The 17,547-nt window shown below is 53.9% G+C and carries 18 protein-coding genes; 11 read left to right on the forward strand and 7 right to left on the reverse strand.

The annotated features are described in order from the left end of the window. The first annotated feature begins 385 nt into the window (after positions 1-385). On the forward strand, positions 386-2,200 hold the full coding sequence (locus AUQ42_RS03085) for an autotransporter outer membrane beta-barrel domain-containing protein (RefSeq protein ID WP_197460765.1): 1,815 nt from the start codon (positions 386-388) through the stop codon (positions 2,198-2,200). Positions 2,201-2,531: 331 nt separating this feature from the next. On the opposite strand, the gene AUQ42_RS03090 is transcribed toward AUQ42_RS03085, so the two are convergent. Next, a complete protein-coding gene (locus tag AUQ42_RS03090; protein WP_068517501.1) occupies positions 2,532-3,251 on the reverse strand; it encodes a hypothetical protein in 720 nt (239 codons plus the stop codon). 245 nt (positions 3,252-3,496) lie between these two features. Here AUQ42_RS03090 and AUQ42_RS03095 point away from each other — a divergent pair, with 245 nt between their 5' ends. Further along, positions 3,497-4,483 carry a helix-turn-helix transcriptional regulator gene (locus AUQ42_RS03095; RefSeq protein WP_068517502.1) on the forward strand — a complete coding sequence of 329 codons (987 nt, stop codon included), beginning with the start codon at positions 3,497-3,499 and terminating at the stop codon, positions 4,481-4,483. A 97-nt stretch (positions 4,484-4,580) separates the two neighbouring features. Beyond that, positions 4,581-5,429: a MoxR family ATPase gene (locus AUQ42_RS03100; RefSeq protein WP_068517503.1), complete on the forward strand. Its 849-nt coding sequence runs from the start codon at positions 4,581-4,583 to the stop codon at positions 5,427-5,429. Between the two features lie 20 nt (positions 5,430-5,449). Here the strand turns inward: AUQ42_RS03100 and AUQ42_RS03105 are convergent, their stop codons facing one another. Then, complete coding sequence (locus AUQ42_RS03105) at positions 5,450-5,971, reverse strand: isoprenylcysteine carboxylmethyltransferase family protein (protein ID WP_156480811.1); 522 nt, start codon at positions 5,969-5,971, stop codon at positions 5,450-5,452. A 176-nt stretch (positions 5,972-6,147) separates the two neighbouring features. Here AUQ42_RS03105 and AUQ42_RS03110 point away from each other — a divergent pair, with 176 nt between their 5' ends. From AUQ42_RS03110 to AUQ42_RS03130, 5 genes are all read left to right on the forward strand, one after another. Beyond that, positions 6,148-7,335 carry a VWA domain-containing protein gene (locus tag AUQ42_RS03110; RefSeq protein ID WP_068517505.1) on the forward strand — a complete coding sequence of 396 codons (1,188 nt, stop codon included), beginning with the start codon at positions 6,148-6,150 and terminating at the stop codon, positions 7,333-7,335. 135 nt (positions 7,336-7,470) lie between these two features. Continuing rightward, on the forward strand, positions 7,471-8,520 hold the full coding sequence (gene glpQ, locus AUQ42_RS03115) for a glycerophosphodiester phosphodiesterase (protein ID WP_068517506.1): 1,050 nt from the start codon (positions 7,471-7,473) through the stop codon (positions 8,518-8,520). A 127-nt stretch (positions 8,521-8,647) separates the two neighbouring features. Next, on the forward strand, positions 8,648-9,250 hold the full coding sequence (wrbA, locus tag AUQ42_RS03120; RefSeq protein WP_068517507.1) for an NAD(P)H:quinone oxidoreductase: 603 nt from the start codon (positions 8,648-8,650) through the stop codon (positions 9,248-9,250). Positions 9,251-9,427: 177 nt separating this feature from the next. Next, positions 9,428-10,291 (forward strand): pirin family protein, encoded by an 864-nt coding sequence (locus tag AUQ42_RS03125; protein WP_068517508.1) that lies wholly within the window; start codon positions 9,428-9,430, stop codon positions 10,289-10,291. A gap of 177 nt (positions 10,292-10,468) precedes the next feature. Next, entirely contained in the window at positions 10,469-11,227 is a 759-nt protein-coding gene (locus AUQ42_RS03130) for an ABC transporter substrate-binding protein (protein WP_068517509.1), read from the forward strand. A 63-nt stretch (positions 11,228-11,290) separates the two neighbouring features. Here the strand turns inward: AUQ42_RS03130 and AUQ42_RS03135 are convergent, their stop codons facing one another. From AUQ42_RS03135 to AUQ42_RS03145, 3 genes are all read right to left on the reverse strand, one after another. Further along, on the reverse strand, positions 11,291-12,286 hold the full coding sequence (locus tag AUQ42_RS03135; RefSeq protein ID WP_068517510.1) for a hypothetical protein: 996 nt from the start codon (positions 12,284-12,286) through the stop codon (positions 11,291-11,293). Positions 12,287-12,393: 107 nt separating this feature from the next. Next, a complete protein-coding gene (locus tag AUQ42_RS03140) occupies positions 12,394-13,170 on the reverse strand; it encodes a hypothetical protein (RefSeq protein WP_068517511.1) in 777 nt (258 codons plus the stop codon). Continuing rightward, entirely contained in the window at positions 13,167-13,745 is a 579-nt protein-coding gene (locus AUQ42_RS03145; protein WP_082817701.1) for a sigma-70 family RNA polymerase sigma factor, read from the reverse strand. Before AUQ42_RS03145 ends, AUQ42_RS03140 begins: the two co-directional genes overlap by 4 nt. 133 nt (positions 13,746-13,878) lie before the next feature. Here AUQ42_RS03145 and AUQ42_RS15855 point away from each other — a divergent pair, with 133 nt between their 5' ends. Beyond that, positions 13,879-14,712 (forward strand): hypothetical protein, encoded by an 834-nt coding sequence (locus tag AUQ42_RS15855; protein ID WP_068517513.1) that lies wholly within the window; start codon positions 13,879-13,881, stop codon positions 14,710-14,712. A gap of 219 nt (positions 14,713-14,931) precedes the next feature. Here AUQ42_RS15855 and AUQ42_RS03155 read toward each other — a convergent pair whose 3' ends face one another. Continuing rightward, positions 14,932-16,146 carry an NADP-dependent isocitrate dehydrogenase gene (locus AUQ42_RS03155; protein ID WP_068517514.1) on the reverse strand — a complete coding sequence of 405 codons (1,215 nt, stop codon included), beginning with the start codon at positions 16,144-16,146 and terminating at the stop codon, positions 14,932-14,934. Between the two features lie 11 nt (positions 16,147-16,157). Between AUQ42_RS03155 and AUQ42_RS15735 the strand changes: the two genes are divergently transcribed. Together AUQ42_RS15735 and AUQ42_RS15740 are read left to right on the forward strand one after the other, a co-directional pair. After that, the gene (locus AUQ42_RS15735; protein WP_156480812.1) at positions 16,158-16,499 is read left to right on the forward strand and encodes a hypothetical protein; all 342 of its coding nucleotides are present in this window, start codon (positions 16,158-16,160) and stop codon (positions 16,497-16,499) included. A 77-nt stretch (positions 16,500-16,576) separates the two neighbouring features. Next, complete coding sequence (locus tag AUQ42_RS15740; RefSeq protein ID WP_156480813.1) at positions 16,577-16,747, forward strand: hypothetical protein; 171 nt, start codon at positions 16,577-16,579, stop codon at positions 16,745-16,747. A 128-nt stretch (positions 16,748-16,875) separates the two neighbouring features. Here AUQ42_RS15740 and AUQ42_RS03165 read toward each other — a convergent pair whose 3' ends face one another. Next, positions 16,876-17,514 (reverse strand): TetR/AcrR family transcriptional regulator, encoded by a 639-nt coding sequence (locus tag AUQ42_RS03165; RefSeq protein ID WP_068517641.1) that lies wholly within the window; start codon positions 17,512-17,514, stop codon positions 16,876-16,878. Positions 17,515-17,547: the final 33 nt, after the last annotated feature.

Here is a 17,547-nt window from a genome sequence, read left to right on the forward strand (position 1 = left end):
TTTGTCCGGTAAATCATCTGCCTTCTCCAATGCATCGCATTGGCGGATGGGCGCAGATTTCCATACCGATTTCGGTGTTATCCGCGCCTGACCGGAAAATTTTCGCTAAACCAATTCGTTATCCCGGCCTTCGGAGCACAGCCAATTTCTTTTGCATGTTTTGCGCGAAATCGTGAATTATCTTGCTAATATAAATAGTTGCCCCTAAAAAATAGATATTATTCAAGGGGGTACTTATGCAATGTCTCTTTTGGCAGTTGTAAAAGAGCATGTTGTGCGTCGCGTGAAAGCGGCATCATGCATGCAAAGCATGTCCGGTCGCGGTGGGGATTTCGTCCGGAATTTGTTTGTTCTGACAATATTTTGTCTTGTTGCCGGCCTCGGCATGGCACCAAGCAGCGTTCATGCCGCAACCGTTACTTGCACCGGTGCCGCTGCCGATAACCCGTCAACCGTAACATCTGTTCTTTATTCTGCTGCGGGCAAGACGTGCACCATTGCCAATAATACGCAAACCCAGAACACAGGTGATATTCTGTTTGTGACATCTGGCGGAGTCAATAACGCCCAATTCTTTGGCGATAGCAGTTTAGATGGGATACCGCAGCTTACAGATCATCTCGGATGTACCATCGGTGATTTGGGTACGGTGACGGCCGGGGGGACATGTAATGACGGGTCTGTGGCCCCTGGAACCTATGCAAACACTCTCAAGGCCAATGTTTCCGCCGGTGTTGTCGCCACAATGACGGTAAACTTCACGGTTGTCGGGACTGACGTTGATATTACCTCTGCCAGTGTTTCGCTTCCTGATGACGAATCATCATCATCGTCATCGTCATCGTCATCGAACGAATCTATATCCCACGAATTGCAGGCTTCTGTATCGCGGTCTCAGGCGGCGGTTGTTGGCAAGAATATCGAAGCACGCGTTCTTGCCATTTCGCGGGCCCCCACCACGGGTGGTGTCGCAGCACCCAATACGGGTGGTGTGCCTGCTCCGACGACCGGTGATCAACCTTCGTCCAGCAGTTTCTCGGGCCATACCGGTTCGACGACCCTGGCCAAGCCAGCGATGGTCATGAAGTCGCGTGGCACCTCGCTGCGTGAATTGGCCATGCAGGCCTCATTTGACAGCTCGCAAACCACGCTGTCAGCGGCCGGTGATGCAAACGCGGGCGATGATCCGCTGCGCGGGATCGAGCAAAGCCTGGGTCTGCTGGCACAGCAGGGTTATACGGTCTGGGGACAGGGGTCTTACACGTCGGTTAACAATGACCGGAACAATGCCGCGGGCGATAGCCGCTATGACGGGGATGTGTGGGGCTATAATCTGGGGTTTGATGTGCGTTTGCGCCCGGAACTGGTCGGCGGTATCTCGATGGGATATTCGCAAACGGCCCTGACCACGACCTACAATTCCGGTTATTACGATGAAACCAACTGGACGCTTTCGCCCTATATTGTCTATCAGCCGGCCGCAGGCGTGACGCTTTCGAGCATTATTGGCTACAGCCTTGGCGATATTGACCTTAGCCGCGATAGTTCGGTCACAGGTGATACAGAGTCAGATATGTGGTTCGGGTCGCTCAGCGGGGCATATGCCATGCGTCCGTCTGAAACGTTGCCACTGGATGTGACCGTCAATGTCAGCTTCATGGCGGCGCGCAAAACCGTTGATGCCTATACCGAAAGTGACAGCACCCAGGTCGGCAAAACCGTGTCCAACACCCGCCGCCTTAAACCGGGGATCGAGGCTGCCTATAGCTTTGATGCCGCCGAGACAATCTTGCAGCCATTCGCCAAAACAGATTTCGTCTATGACATGACTGATGAAACAAACGGTGACAAGACGGCATTCAATCTGGGCGGGGGGCTTCGCATCATATCCGGTGCAACCGGGCTTTCCGGTTCTATCGAAGGTGAACAGCAACTGGGCACCGATGATTATAGCGAATACACCATTGGTGGCCTGATCGCGTATGCATTTAGAGTCAATGGCAGCGAGGGCGCTTCACTTGGTGTCGTTTCGCCCTATGTTCGCAGCAACTTCACCCCCGACAGCGGTCAGACATTCGGGACCGGTTTTACCTTCACCGCCGAAGATGAAGCATTTAGCACCGAAGTTAACCTGACCCACACCAGTGCTGTTTCGTCTCGCGAAACAGTCGCAGAGATCAATATCACTCTTGCATTCTAGGGACGGGGCATCTCAAACCGGTATGTTTGATACAGACGCATCTTTGACACCGGCGGCGTGAAACACGTTGCCGGTGTCCGCAAGATGATTACGCGCCCGGGGCTTTTGAGTGCGCACACATCGCGCGGCCACACACCTGCGCGCAAACATCTCCGAGGTTAACCTGATCTGATTGATGGCGCTGGCAATCCGATACATGGCCTTGGGGCCGAAGTCGCCCGTCAGAATGCGCCGGTTGTGGTGCCGGTTTCACGCGGTGGTGGCCTGGATTGATCAGGGTTAAAAGCGTTACGTGAATACAGGCAGCGGCTTTCGTTTTTATCCCCTGACCCTAGTCGAGAAATTCCGTTTCGATCCGTTCGGCATTGGCCCGTGCCCAACGAATAACAGCTTCAGCATTTTCGGTTTTCTCTTTGGGAGAGAATGCACGCGGTAGCGAGATTTCTTCGCCTGTTTCATAGCCAGGTGCCATTTCGGCGGCGTCCTGCCGGTAGTCAAAGCCATACTCGACAACCAGGAATTTATTGCGCCGTGTGATGCGGAATTCGGCGCTGATCATGTCATAGGGGCGATCAACATCCATCGCGTAAAGATTGCTTGTGCCGACTTTCACAAAATCATCGAAATTGGCAAAGGCACTGATGGTTTTCTTTTTGACGCTAAAGCAGCTCTGATTGCCCAAATCGACATTGGCATTGGTCTGGTGATACAGCAAAGTCACATTTGGATTGCAGAAGGACGAAGAATAGAACGAATATCTGATCGGAACGCTGAGCGGGCTGGAGATGGTGATAAAACCGCGCAAAAACTTCTGATCGTCAATCCGGCCCAAAACCATGTTCCCGAACGGATGGTAGTTGTTGTTGCGGTAAAGTTCGTTGGCAAGAACAGTCCAGTCACCGGGCGGCAGTACCACATCTCCTTGTGGCATGGTTACTTTGTCCTGCACCACTTTCCCGACTGGAAAATCGTTCTGGAACTGGTTGTCGACTGTGGCAAGGCAGGCTGAAAGCAGCATCGCAAGCCCGATCGCCAGTAATTTCGTTTGCATCGTTTGTTGTCCCCTGATCCTGTTTTGCCAGATACTAATGCCATGAAAAGAAATAAAAAACTGTCCAAACGGGCAGGGTGAAGACAGGTGTATTGTCGTCCGAGGAACATGGAACGCTGATGCTTGACGTGACAGTAGTCACAAGTAACCCTGTCCGGGAATGATAACAACATCAACAAGATGATCGTTTGGCACGTATGTAATCTGGCGACAATTTTGGTAAGGACAGGTTGGGGATGGGACGGATGGACGAACAGGCCGGAGACGGTTTTGGCTTTGTATCGGGCCATGAACCGGATGCAGATATTGGTGAGCTAAGGCTTGCCGACGGGGATTTGTTCGAATTGCCCGGTGTCAGCGGGCGTCTTGAACGCATTGATTTTAGCAATGGCATTTGTTTGCACCGTGCGGAGCTCAATGTCCGCGATGATTCCAGATTTGATGTGCAAAATGCTTTGCCACCCGGATGGTTGGCGGGGTCGGTTAACATTCTGGGGCGTCACGATTTTGAATGTCCGGATGGCCAGAAACATACCATGTCACCCGAAACCGGATTGATGATGCGGGTAGACCCGCCCGGCACCCGATATTTCCTACCCGGTGGGCAATTGATCCGCCATGCCGGGGTGACCATTGACCTTGATGCATTGCGTCTCCGATTTGGTGACGGGATGCCAGATGCCCTAACGCCGTTTCTTTCTGATAGTCACGATGTAATTGATGTCAGACCACTTGCCCTGAACAACAAGATCAGAAGTATCGTCAGTGCAATGTTCTCGGCGCAAATGACCGGTTTGGGCCGCAAGTTCAAGCTTGAAGGTTTATCGACCCTGTTTCTGGCTGAGATGATTGATGCCTATTGCCTGCTGTGCGCAGGCAGTGAAAAGACGCCGGAACCAAGTGTTCTTGAGCAGACTGTTACGGAAGAGGCAATTTCAAAGATCACCAATGATCTGGCAGCTCCGCTTTCCGTTGCGCAACTTGCAATTGCCGCAGGCATGACCGAAAGCCGGTTGAACAGCTTGTTCAAGTTGGAAACCGGCAAGACATGCGCTGATTTCGTCCGTTCCAAACGTATGGAGCGGGCCAAGAAGCTTCTGGCAGCTGGTGATAGCAACGTCAAACAGGTCGCAGCCGCTGTCGGGTTTAACCATGTCAGCAATTTCTCACGATCCTATCGTGACTGGTACGGCGAAAGCCCCGCTCAGGCGCTTAACCGCAGCAGCGGGTGATTGTGGTTCTGGGGTTCCCGCATATCTTTGCCCTCTTGCTCAAGTCGCTTTAACCCCCTAGGTTAACGTAAACGTCAACTTATGTTGCAGGGCAAAAATGAAGTTTCAGGGTACGGAAAATTACGTCGCAACCGAAGATCTGATGGTGGCGGTCAATGCCGCGATCACGTTGCAGCGTCCGCTTTTGGTCAAGGGTGAACCCGGTACCGGCAAGACGGTGCTGGCTGAAGAAATTGCCAAATCACTGGGCAAAAAGCTGATCACCTGGTCGATCAAATCCACCACCCGCGCCCAGCAGGGGCTTTATGAATATGATGCGGTTTCGCGCCTGCGCGACAGCCAGTTGGGCGATGAACGCGTTCATGACATTGCCAATTACATCGTCAAGGGCAAGCTGTGGGAAGCATTCGAGGCCGAGGGTGAAGCGCCGGTTCTGCTGATTGACGAGATCGACAAGGCCGATATCGAGTTTCCCAACGATCTGTTGCAGGAACTCGATCGCATGGAATTCTTTGTTTACGAGACCCAGCAAACGGTCAAGGCGACCAATCGCCCGATCGTGATCATCACGTCAAACAATGAAAAGGAATTGCCAGACGCGTTCCTTCGGCGTTGCTTCTTCCATTACATCCGCTTCCCCGATGCCGATACCATGGCCGAGATTATCGAGGTTCATTATCCCGGCATCCAGAAACGTCTGGTCGCCGAGGCGCTTAACCTTTTCTATGACATCCGCGAGGTATCGGGGCTCAAGAAAAAGCCGTCAACGTCCGAGCTTCTGGACTGGTTGAAACTTCTGATGGCCGAGGACCTTCCGCCCGAGGCCCTGCGCGCCAAGGATGCCAAAACAGCCGTGCCGCCATTGCATGGGGCGTTGCTTAAAAACGAGCAGGACGTGCATCTGTTTGAACGGCTGGCCTTCATGGCGCGCCGCGAAGGACGTTAGATGCGCGGTGGTTCCCGACCTTAATAGGCCGGGAAGGTTGCCTTCATTGCCGCTTCTTCCGCCTGAATACGACGCCACAGGATGGCGGCGTATACCGGCAAACCGACAATGAGTGTTCCCCATGCCTGAAGGGCCAGGCCAAAGCCGATCAGCTCAGGGGCGATATTCAGGAAGTAATTGGGATGCTTGCAGATTTTATAAAGGATGCTGGTGCGGATCTCGTGATTGGGCGAGATGAAAAGCTTGACCGTCCAAAGGTCACGCAGCGTGGCAATCACGCCTGCAAGCATGATGATCGAAACCGTCCAGATTGCGATACCGGCATAGGTCATGGTGCTGATCGGGGCTGCTTTGAATTCGCTTTCGATAATGCAGGCAACATAAAAACCGACATGGGCGATGGTCAGAATACGTGTGGTGGCAACATCATATTCGGTGGCACCGGCCGCGCGCAAACGCGCTTCGTTTCGTTTGGAAATGGCCAAGGAAACCAATCGGGCAATGATGGCAATGGCGACAAAGCCATACAGAAAATCAGTCATGAAAAGAATGCTCGTGCGTTTGTTTTTGATAAGCCGCGGCAATCACGCCCGGTATGTGCGGACGCAAAGTGCCCGATGGGGACTGACTTGTCCAGAAGTGGGTTGCATGGATTGATGTTTTGTATCGCAAAAGTTTCAGTCGCGCCTTTTGCCTCTGTTGGATCGGGGTGTAAGTAATGTTCACCGGCTTCTTCTATAAGCTCAAGGATGTCCGTATTCCTGTGTCGCTGCGCGAATATCTGACGCTGCTTGAGGCGGTGGAAAAGGGACTGGCGGGCTATTCGGTCGAGGATTTCTATTATCTGGCGCGCGCGGCGCTGGTGAAGGATGAACGTCATCTTGATAAGTTCGACCGGGTGTTTTCCGAACATTTCAAGGGCATTGCCGATCTGGCTGCGGGCATGGACGAGGTCGCCCAAAGCGAAATCCCCGAAGAATGGCTGCGCAAGCTGGCCGAGAAATTCCTGACTGACGAGGAAAAGGCCGAAATCGAAGCCCTTGGCGGCTGGGAAAAGCTGATGGAGACGCTTAAACAGCGTCTTGAGGAACAAAAGGGCCGTCATCAGGGCGGCAATAAATGGATCGGCACGGCCGGAACATCGCCGTTTGGTGCCTATGGCTATAACCCCGAAGGGGTGCGGATCGGACAGGACAAATCCCGGCATCGGCGCGCGGTCAAGGTTTGGGACAAGCGCGAATTCAGGAACCTTGATGACAGTGTCGAAATCGGCACGCGCAATATCAAGGTCGCCCTGCGTCGTTTGCGCAAATGGGCGCGGACCGGCGCGGCGGACGAGCTTGATCTGCCCGGCACCATCACATCAACCGCACGTCAGGGATGGCTTGATGTGCAAATGCGTCCGGAACGTCATAACGCGGTCAAGGTGCTGATGTTGTTTGATGTTGGCGGATCAATGGATGATCATATCAAGGTCTGCGAAGAACTGTTTTCCGCGGTCAAAACCGAGTTCAAGCATCTTGAATATTATTACTTCCACAATTGCCCCTATGAAGGGTTGTGGAAGGATAATGCCCGGCGCTGGAACGAGCAGGTTTCGACATGGGATGTGATCAATACCTATGGCGCGGATTACAAGCTGGTGATTGTCGGGGATGCAACCATGAGCCCCTATGAAATCACCTATCCCGGCGGGGCGGTAGAACACTGGAACGAGGAAGCCGGTGCGGTCTGGATGCAACGACTGCTTGAACATTTCACCCATGCGGCCTGGATCAACCCGCAACCGGAAAACTGGTGGCGTCATCATCAGTCGATCCAGATCATGCACAAACTGATGGAAGGCCGGATGTTCCCGCTGACGCTTGATGGATTGGATCGGATGACCGGGGAACTTAACCGCTAGGCTCGCGTTACCCGGATAGAGTAACAGTTTCATGAAGATTGCCTCGGGATGCCCGACAGGGATTTCTGAGCCGTGAAACCGCGCCTATAGTCCAGAAACCCCGAAAAAGGGGCCGTGATAAAAAGGAAATCTGGGATGCCGGTGAAAAATTTGATCAAGTCGAGTGTTCTGGCCGTCGGGCTGTTGATGGCTGGTTCTGTGAGCCTGGCCCAGGCGCAGGATATCCAGGCAGAGCAGGTCGTGATCGCCCATCGCGGCGCATCGGGCTATTTGCCCGAACATACACTTCCGGCCAAGGCGCTGGCCTATGGCATGGGGGCTGATTACATCGAACAGGATGTGGTGCTGTCCAAGGACGGGGTCCCTGTGGTCCTGCATGATATCCATCTTGATACAACCACCGACGTTGCCCGCAAATTCCCTGATCGCAAGCGGGATGACGGGCGCTATTACGTGATTGATTTCACCTTGGCGGAGCTCAAATCCCTGACGGTGACCGAACGGTTCAAGGCCGATAGCGGCAAGCAGGTCTATGAAAACCGCTTCCCCGGTGATTTCGCCATGTTTGAAATCCCGACCCTTGAAGAAGAAATCAAACTTATCCAGGGTCTCAATCATTCCACCGGCCGCGATGTCGGCATTTACCCGGAAATCAAGGACCCGGCATTCCATCGTGGCGAAGGTCAGGATATTGCCAAAACCGTGATCTCGGTTCTTGAAAAATGGGGATACAACAACCCGAATTCGAATTCGTTCGTGCAATGTTTTGACTGGGCCGAGACCCAGCGCATTCGCAACGAACTGCATTACCAGGGCAAGCTGGTGCAGCTTCTGGGCGAGAACCGCTGGGGCGCACCGGCGGGAACCGATTATGACTATCTGAAATCGGGCGAAGGCATTGTTGAAATGGCCAAGGTGGTCGACGGTATCGGTCCGTGGTTGCCACAGGTGATTTCAGGCCTTGGTGAACATGGCAAACCCACCATGACCCCGACCCTGATTGCCGCCCAGCGCGCGCAACTGCTTGTTCATCCCTATACCCTGCGTGCCGATCAGCTGCCGAAATGGGCCGGGGATATGAACATTGCCCTGACCGCGATTTTTGATGATGCCGGGATCAATGGCATTTTCACCGATTTCCCTGATCAGGTTGTCCAGTTCCTGGCGCGCAATCCGGCATCCTGACCGGTCGACGCGCCGGTTCGCACGATATTTTCGATTTTCGAAGCAGTCTGTTTCCAATCTGAGCGTTATCAGACAGGCACAGGCAAGTCATCATTGCTGTTCATGAAATTCAACCAAGGAGGCAGAAATGGCAAAGGTACTGGTTCTTTATTATTCGATGTATGGTCACATCGAAACCATGGCAAATGCCGTGGCAGAGGGCGCACGTGGCGTTGCCGGAACGCAGGTCGATGTCAAACGCGTTCCTGAAATCATGCCCGAAGATGCGGCCAAGGCCGCCGGCGCGAAACTTGATCAGGTGGCACCGGTCGCATCCGTTTCCGATCTTCCGGAATATGATGCCATCATCTTTGGCGTGCCGACCCGCTTTGGCAACATGTCCGCCCAGATGCGCAATTTCCTTGATCAGACCGGTGGTCTTTGGGCCAAGGGTGCATTGATCGGCAAAATCGGTTCGGTGTTTGCATCGACCGGCACCCAGCATGGCGGTCAGGAAACCACCATCACCTCGACCCATACGACGCTTTTGCATCATGGCATGGTGATTGTCGGGGTGCCCTATAGCTGTTCGGGGCTGACCAATATGGACGAAATTACCGGTGGTTCGCCCTATGGCGCAACAACGCTTGCCGGGGCGGACGGATCGCGTCAGCCGTCTGAAAACGAACTTGATATTGCCAAGTTCCAGGGCAAACACGTTGCCGAACTCGCCGCCAAACTGGCGGGCTGATTTTTCGGCTTTATCACGATCAAATGGCAGTGCCGGTTTCCGGTGCTGCCATTTTTTTGTTGCCGCTTGGTAAACAATCAGATGCCTGATTACGTCTTGTTTGGCGACAGTTTTGTGCGACAGTGATGGATATGAAATTCACCCGGTGGCTGCACCGGCACGCACAGGAGATTTGACATGTCTGACACAGTGGCAAATGCACGCGCCGTCAAACGGGTTTTGCGCGCCATGGATACATCTGATGGTGCGGGGGTGTCGCTGAAACGGTCAATCGGAACGCCGCAGCTTGATATGCTTGATCCGTTTCTGATGCTTGATTCCCTGTCGACCGACAATCCCGATGAATATATCGCGGGCTTTCCCGAACATCCCCATCGCGGCTTTGAAACCGTGACCTACATGGTCGAAGGGGCCATGCGCCACAAGGACAGCATGGGCAATGAAGGCATCCTGCGGTCGGGCGGCGGACAATGGATGACAGCTGGCAGCGGCATCGTCCATTCCGAGACACCCGAACAGGAAAATGGTCTTTTGCAGGGCTTCCAGCTTTGGATCAATCTGCCGGCCAAGGACAAGATGATTGATCCGCGCTATCAGAATATGGAGCCCGATGAATTACCGGAAATCGAACCGGTGGCGGGGGCGCAATTGCGCTTGCTTGCGGGATCGATGCATGGGGCAACCGGGCCGATCAACGGCATTTCGACCGATCCGGTCTTTGTGGATGCCAAACTTGATGCCGGGGCCGAAGTCACCGTGCCCCTGCCCAAAGGACACACTGCGGTGGTTTATGTCTTTATCGGCGATGCGGTGGTTGGCGGAAAGGATGTGCCGACCCATCATCTGGCCATTCTTGACGATGGTGATGGCGTGACCCTTAAGGGCGGCTCGGACGGCGGGCGTATGCTGGTGATTGCAGCCCGTCCGATCAATGAACAGGTGGTCCGCTATGGCCCGTTCGTCATGAGCAGCAAACAGGAACTCATGCAGGCCTTTGACGATTATCAGCGCGGCACTTTCGTGCGCAAGGCGGCATCGTGATGGTGCGGTGATCGAATAAATTTCCCCGATGAATTCAACGCAAAACGCCCTGATTTTCGTGATCAGGGCGTTTTGCATGCGGCTAAAGGATAGCATCGGGTGCGGGGCTGTTGCCTTGAAACCGTGCCTCTGCTGTCTAACCTGTAAAAGGAACGCAACAAAAGGATAGCGATCCGCATGAACAGGTCGCACTGGCGCGCATTGAAATGGGTTTTGATCCTGTGGGGGAGCATCCTTGCTGTCTCCGCCCAGGCCAGGGAGTTGCGCTTTGTCACCGGCGATGCCTTTCCCCCCTTTACCGACCGCGATATTGCCGGTGGCGGCATTGTTACCGAGATCGTACGCACGGTGTTCGAACGCGCCGGATATGAAACCGTCACCATCATCTGGCGTTCATGGCTTAAGGGATATGAATTGACGGTCGAGGGAAATGTCGACGGCACATTCCCCTATGCCTTTACCCGTACCCGCGCCAAATCGGTGCTGTTTTCCGACCCGATCACAAGCCTTAAGGCCTATGGCTGGTATTCGCGCAACGGGGTACGTTTTGATGACAAGGTCGATCTTCTTGGCAAAAGCCTGTGCCTGCCGCTGGGCTATGCCGAACTTGGCTATGCCGGGCGGCTTTTTGGCAATGGACAGGCAAAACGCGTGTCGCCACCCGATATGAAAACCTGTTTCAAACTGCTTGATGCCGGGCGCGTTGACAGCGTCATCAGCCCGATCCCCGAAGCCCTGGGCGCAATCCAGGCCGCCGGACTGCCCTTTGACGATTTCGGCCATATCGAAGAAGGCCTGTCGGATATGCCGCTGCATTTCATTGTCGGCAAAAACAATGCAGATGCGGCAAAAATCATCGCCGATTTCAATGTTGGCTTGTTGCAACTACGTCAAAGCGGCGAACTGGACAGTATCCTGGCCACGGCGGAATACTGACGGGCAGGGCAGTCGAAAATGCGCCGGATCCGGTTTGCATCCAGTTCAAGGCACCGGTCGATTTCACATCTCTGTTGCCTTCACTTCAGCAACCTGATCTTCAATCACCCAACCCGTTTCCGTACGGCACGCCGATTTGACCTGTTGGCTGGTACGTTTGCGGGCGGTCAATTCTTGACGATACGTTCTGCACCAGATGCCTTTGTCGGTTTGAACGGTTTTGATGGGGGTGACCACAATCTCGATTGATCCGGCATGCGTTTTTTCTGCGTCGCCCGAGTTATTGTTCTCAAGTGCGGTTTGAACGGTTTTGGCCAACTGCTCCTGTGCGTTTTTCACTATTTTTGTTGGTGCGGGGCCATAGGTCAGAAGTTCCTCGCTATGATCGGTTCCCGAATTCCAGGAACGATCACGTTTGACATAAAAGCCGATCTCGGGCGCGTACCACCATTTGGTGGTTTGCATCCACCACTGCTTATAATAGCGCGAACATTCGATGACATAGGTGTCAAAGGTGCCGGCAGGGACTTCGATCCGTTCGGTTGCGGGCACCTTGCAGGTCAGCCACTGGTCATAGCTGTTGACCTTGCCGGTGTCGGGATCGATGTTTTCGGACTTGGTCGAAACCCGAACCATCCTGTCATATTCAAGTGGCCACAGGGATTGCGAGCCCTCCTTGATGGTTGTGGTACCCGACCGTTTGCGGTCTTCCTTGTCGGTATATGACCATTCCAGATTGGGGCCGGTAAAATCGGCACTGGTTTCAAAGCGATAGTCGCCACCACCATTCCAGACAAAGTTATCGCCGTTTATTTTTTCGACATAGATGGCACGACCACTGTCAAAGACAAAGGCATCACCAATTCCGAAATCGGGGAGGGTGGCGGGCGCCAGTTCGGGACCGGTATTTACCGTCTTCTCGGCATATTGCCCCATGCCGTCATTCAGTTCATTCAGCTTGGCACCAAAATCATCAAGGGTCTGACAGGCCCCCAATGATGAAAGGCCCAAAACGCATGAAAGCGCCCCGAAGTGACGCGAAAGTGTCGGCATCTTCATAGTCCTGATCCTGCTTATTCTTTTTGGTCGATATTTGCGTCGTGTTTTGTTGTGTCGTTGAGCATGACAGACAAGGACGAAGCCCGGCCTTCGTCCCAACCGGGCAATTACAATTTATGATCTGGTGCGGGCGGTTCCAGATCAGGCAAATCAACGCCCGGGATCAGGCGATAAACCGTTTCCCATTGACCTTCGCCGGTACGACATGCCCGCCCGTAGAAAGCTGTTTCACTGCCCGTTATCTGGTCACCGGCGAAGCTGACCTGGTATTCGCGGCAGAAACGGCCTCCTTGTCTGAAGGTTCGAAGGGGCTCGATCAAAGTTTCGGAACCGCCTTTCTGGTCGCTATCCAGTGCTACATGGCGAATTTCACCGCTGAGTGTCTTTTCCAAAGTCAGGCTGATTTCCTGATCAAGAACCGGATTGCCGATCGGGGAAAAGGCCGTCATTTGTGCCGCGTTTTGTGATCCGCTTGCCTGCGGGTCATTGACAAGATTTTCGTTAAACCAGTTACCACCAACGAATGCGATCAGGACGGCGGCGGCCGCACCGATACCGGTCCAGATTGCATTATTGTTGTTCGCGGCACGTGGTCCCGGATGCACATTGCCTGCGTCATGCATTGTGCCGCGTTTTTCAACTGGCTTCTGATCAAGGATATCCTGGATGCTTTTGCTCAGCTCCGGATAGACGTGATCATCAAGAAGTCGATTGGACTGGTTGCGCAGAACAACTGCCTGTCCGGCCATGATATTGAACTGGCGGCTCAGCTCCGGGCAATTGGCGATCCGATTTTCAAGCTTTTGGCACTCGGCCGGTGCAAGTTCGCCGTCGATATAGGCTGACAACAGAATGTAGTCCTGTTCCATAAGTTCAGTGGTCATGGCGAACCTCTTTGGATGCCGTCATTATTTGTCAAATTGCTATCATCGTCATGCAGGGCGGCAAGTGTCTTGCGGGCCCGTGCAACGCGGCTCATCACGGTTCCATCGGGCACGCCCAGAATGTCAGCTGCTTCGCGATAGCTGTACCCTTCAATCAAGACCAGTGTCATGGCCGCACGCTGATCTTCGACCAGTGATGCCATGGCAGATTGCAAAAAGATCCGGTCGGTTCCGACATGTTTTTGCATGGGCATGACGGTGTCACGCGCATCTTCAAACGAAACAACATTGCCGCGTCTTTGGTCGCGACGTTTCTCATCGATCCAGCTTGTCTGGATGATGCGATACAGCCAACTGTCAAGCCGGGTGCCAGGCTCAAACTGATCAATACGTTCGACGGCCTTGATATAAGCGGTTTGCACCAGATCCTCTGCTGCCACCGTATCGCGAGTCAGAGACCTTGCAAATCGCATGGCACGCGGGAGTAGGCCGGTCAATTCTGAGCGAAGTGCAGTCTCCAAACCAAAAGTCCCATTTCCGAATTTGTGGTCCTGTTGTCTAGATAACGCCCGCATGTGGCTATTTCTTCCGTCACAGATGAAAAAAAATATTTGGAAATTATTTGCCGGGGGGCGGAAGAAATTGTTCAGCCGGTGCGTTGTCCCTGCAAACAATGCGAAATCCCGGACAATGGACAGGAGCCTGAAGATGACGACCGAAATGAAAAAATCACTTCGCACCCAGATTGTGACGGCCGGAATTCTTGGTTTTGGCGCTTTTGCGTTGATTGCCGCGCCGGTCTCTTTTGATCTCTCGAAAATGGATCTGACCGATAACGCAGCCTTTGCGCAAGGTAATGGCAATGGCGGCGGTAACGGTAATGGCGGTGGAAACGGAAACGGTGGCGGCAATGGCAACGGTAATTCCGGTGGCAATGGCGGCGGCAACGGAAATGGTAATGGTGGCGGCAACGGCGGTGGCGCGAATGGCGACAGCGGTTCTGGCGGCCCCGATGGTCCGGGTAACAGCGGCAATGCTGGTGGCAATGGTAATGGCGGTGGTAACGGAAATAGCAATAGCGCGGATGGTCCGGGCAACAGTGCCGCTGCACGGTCCAATGCAAAGAGCCTGGGGCTTCAGTCCAATGGTTTAGGTCGTAGTGCTGCGACAACCGACGAAGGTGAAGAAGGCGAGGAAGCCGAGCTTAATGGAAAATCGATGCCACGTGGCATTACCAACGCACCGGGTCTTGCGGGTGCGCTTCCTCCCGGTATCCAGCGTGTCTTTGGCGCACCGGCAGGCCCTGACGTTGATCCTGATGTCGAACAGGAAATCATTACCCATGGCTGGAAAGAACTGACCCGTCCCGACGCTGGTGATGATGGTGATACGCCAGACGATGGCGAACCGGACACTGGTGATACGGGTGACACCGGCGATACTGGGGATACGGGGGATACGGGAGACACGGGCGATACAGGCGATACCAGTGACACGGGCGATACCGGTGACACCGGAGATACCGGCGAAACTGCCGCATAACAATCCCATTCAAGGCAGCTGATCCTGCTTTGACCGCCGCGGCCTGTATCCGGGTCGCAAAACTGGAAACCCCGTCAGGTCCCCCGGCCGACGGGGTCCTTTTTGTTCGGACCAAACAGACATCATTGCCAATCAGGAAAACCGTCGAAAAAAAAGCCCCTGTCGGTTTCCCGGCAGGGGCTTCTTTATTTTGGCAAACTGCCAGTCTGATCAGATGGATCAGGCCATTGCAGCTTTCAGACCTTCGTCCAGTTTGTCGAGGAACTGGGTGGTGGTCAGCCATTTCTGGTTCGGGCCGATCAGCAATGCCAGATCCTTGGTCATGAAGCCGGCTTCGACGGTGTCGACGCAAACTTTTTCAAGGGTTTCGGCAAACTTGACAACTTCCGGGGTACCATCGAACTCGCCACGGTACTTAAGACCCTGGGTCCAGGCAAAGATCGACGCAATCGGGTTGGTCGAGGTTTCTTTGCCCTGCTGGTGCTGACGGTAGTGACGGGTCACGGTGCCGTGTGCAGCTTCTGCTTCGACGGTCTGCCCATCCGGGGTCATCAGAACAGAGGTCATCAGACCGAGCGAGCCAAAGCCCTGTGCGACGGTGTCGGACTGAACGTCGCCGTCATAGTTCTTACAAGCCCAAACGAAACCACCGTTCCATTTCATCGCACATGCAACCATGTCGTCGATCAGGCGGTGTTCGTAGGTGATGCCTGCTGCTTCGAACTTGTCTTTGAATTCGGTCTGGAAGACTTCTTCGAACAGGTCCTTGAAGCGGCCGTCATAGGCTTTCATGATGGTGTTCTTGGTCGACAGGTAAACCGGCCAACCGAGCGACAGACCATAGTTCATGCAAGCACGTGCAAAGCCCTTGATGGAATCGTCAAGGTTATACATCGACATCGCAACGCCCGAAGACGGGAAGTCGAAGACTTCGTGTTCGATGGCTTCGCCGCCGTCTGCCGGCTGGAACTTGATGGTCAGTTTACCTGCGCCCGGAACCTTGAAGTCGGTCGCACGGTACTGGTCACCGAATGCGTGACGGCCAATAACGATCGGCTGGGTCCAACCCGGAACCAGACGCGGAACGTTGTTGCAGATGATCGGCTGACGGAAAACGGTACCGCCGATGATGTTGCGGATGGTGCCGTTCGGCGACTTCCACATTTTCTTCAGGCTGAATTCTTCGACGCGCTGCTCATCGGGGGTGATGGTTGCGCATTTGACGCCAACGCGGTGTTCCTTGATGGCGTTTGCCGCATCAATGGTGATCTGGTCGTCGGTCTCGTCACGTTTCTGAACCGAAAGATCGTAGTATTTCAGGTCAACGTCGAGATAAGGCAGAATCAGTTTGTTTTTAATGAAGTCCCAGATGATCCGGGTCATTTCATCGCCGTCAAGTTCGACGATCGGATTCTTAACTTGAATCTTGCTCATAGAATACTCCCTTGCTGGCCGCTGCCGACTTGCAGCGCGGCTGCCATTCAAGATGGTTAATCTTTGTCTTCCGGCGCGCGAGGGAGCGCCCTGGCCGCGTCGGGAGCCCGCAACATACAGGAAGCCACCAGAAAATCAAAGAGGGCGACGCAACATCATTACTTTCTTTGATGAAATCGCCGCTTTCTGCGTGCGGAAGCGCCGGTTTTGCGCGCTTTGAACGTGTGAAAAAGGGTAAGTTTGTCCGTGATTTACGCGGTTCTTTTTCAAAAACCGGTCCGGGGGATTTGAAAATGTGTCGTGCAATCATTTTCACGCCCCCTGTGATCAGGATCAAGGAAGCTGTCCTTTAAACAGGTCTAAAGTGATGGCGTGACGGGAAACAGACCAAGACTCCGATATCGTCACATCAGAAAAAAAGGGGATAGACATGATCATGACGACCGAAAACATCATCATTCTTGTCGTATGTGTGATCGGCTTTTGTCTGTTGGGGTTCGGCTTTAACAACCGCAATCAGAATTGGGGCGTTGCCCTGATGTGGGTTGGGGTTATCACCATGCTGGGTCCGATTGCCTATCGCTTGCTGACCTTGTTCTGAGCCGGACATCTAGCAAAGAACAATCAGCCAGGCGCAATCATAAAAAGGGCACACAACAGATGGCAAAACAGGGTCGGGGGGCCATGTTGCCGGATGTCTTGGCCCGAATGTCAAACCCGCAATTGGGGTTATTCCATTTTTTGGGGATCAAGCCCGTAACCGCGCAGGAACATGTCAACTGCGGCAATCACATGGGCGTGCAAATCCTTGGCCTGCGGTTCCCAGCCGACATAGGTCATCTGCCGGAAATCGTAATCCGCCTTGAGCAGACTGGTAAAGAACACAGCCGCCTGTTTCGGATCGTTTTTCGGAAAATTGCCTTCGGCCATCTGGCGTTCGAAAAAGGATGTGATGATCCGCCGACCGGTCATCAGGCCGCTTTCATAAAACACCTTGCCCAGATGCGGGAAACGCGGAACTTCCGATAAAAACAGCCGCATATACCGGATGGTGTCGGGCGTGGTCAGAAGCGTCATCAATGTTTCGCCAAAATGGATCAATGCCTGGCGAAGCGGTAATTGCGACAGTTCCAGATCCGCCATGATCGATGTGACTCGCCCCGTGCAATCGCGAATGACCGCTTCAAACACACCGTCCTTGTTGCCAAACAGCTCATAGATCGTGCGACGAGACCCGCCGGCCTCGGCCGTGATCATTTCCAGTGTCGTCCCCGCAAGCCCATGTTCGCAAAACAATTCCCGCGCGGCCTCGATCATGGCTTCGCGGCGTTTGAGCGTTCTGGGATCGATCTTTTTGGCTTCAGACAAACGTTTGTTCCAATTCGGCACTTGACGGTTGGT

Origin of the sequence: Thalassospira sp. MCCC 1A02491 (assembly GCF_001613785.1) — a bacterium.
Classification (GTDB): Bacteria; Pseudomonadota; Alphaproteobacteria; order Rhodospirillales; family Thalassospiraceae; genus Thalassospira; species Thalassospira povalilytica.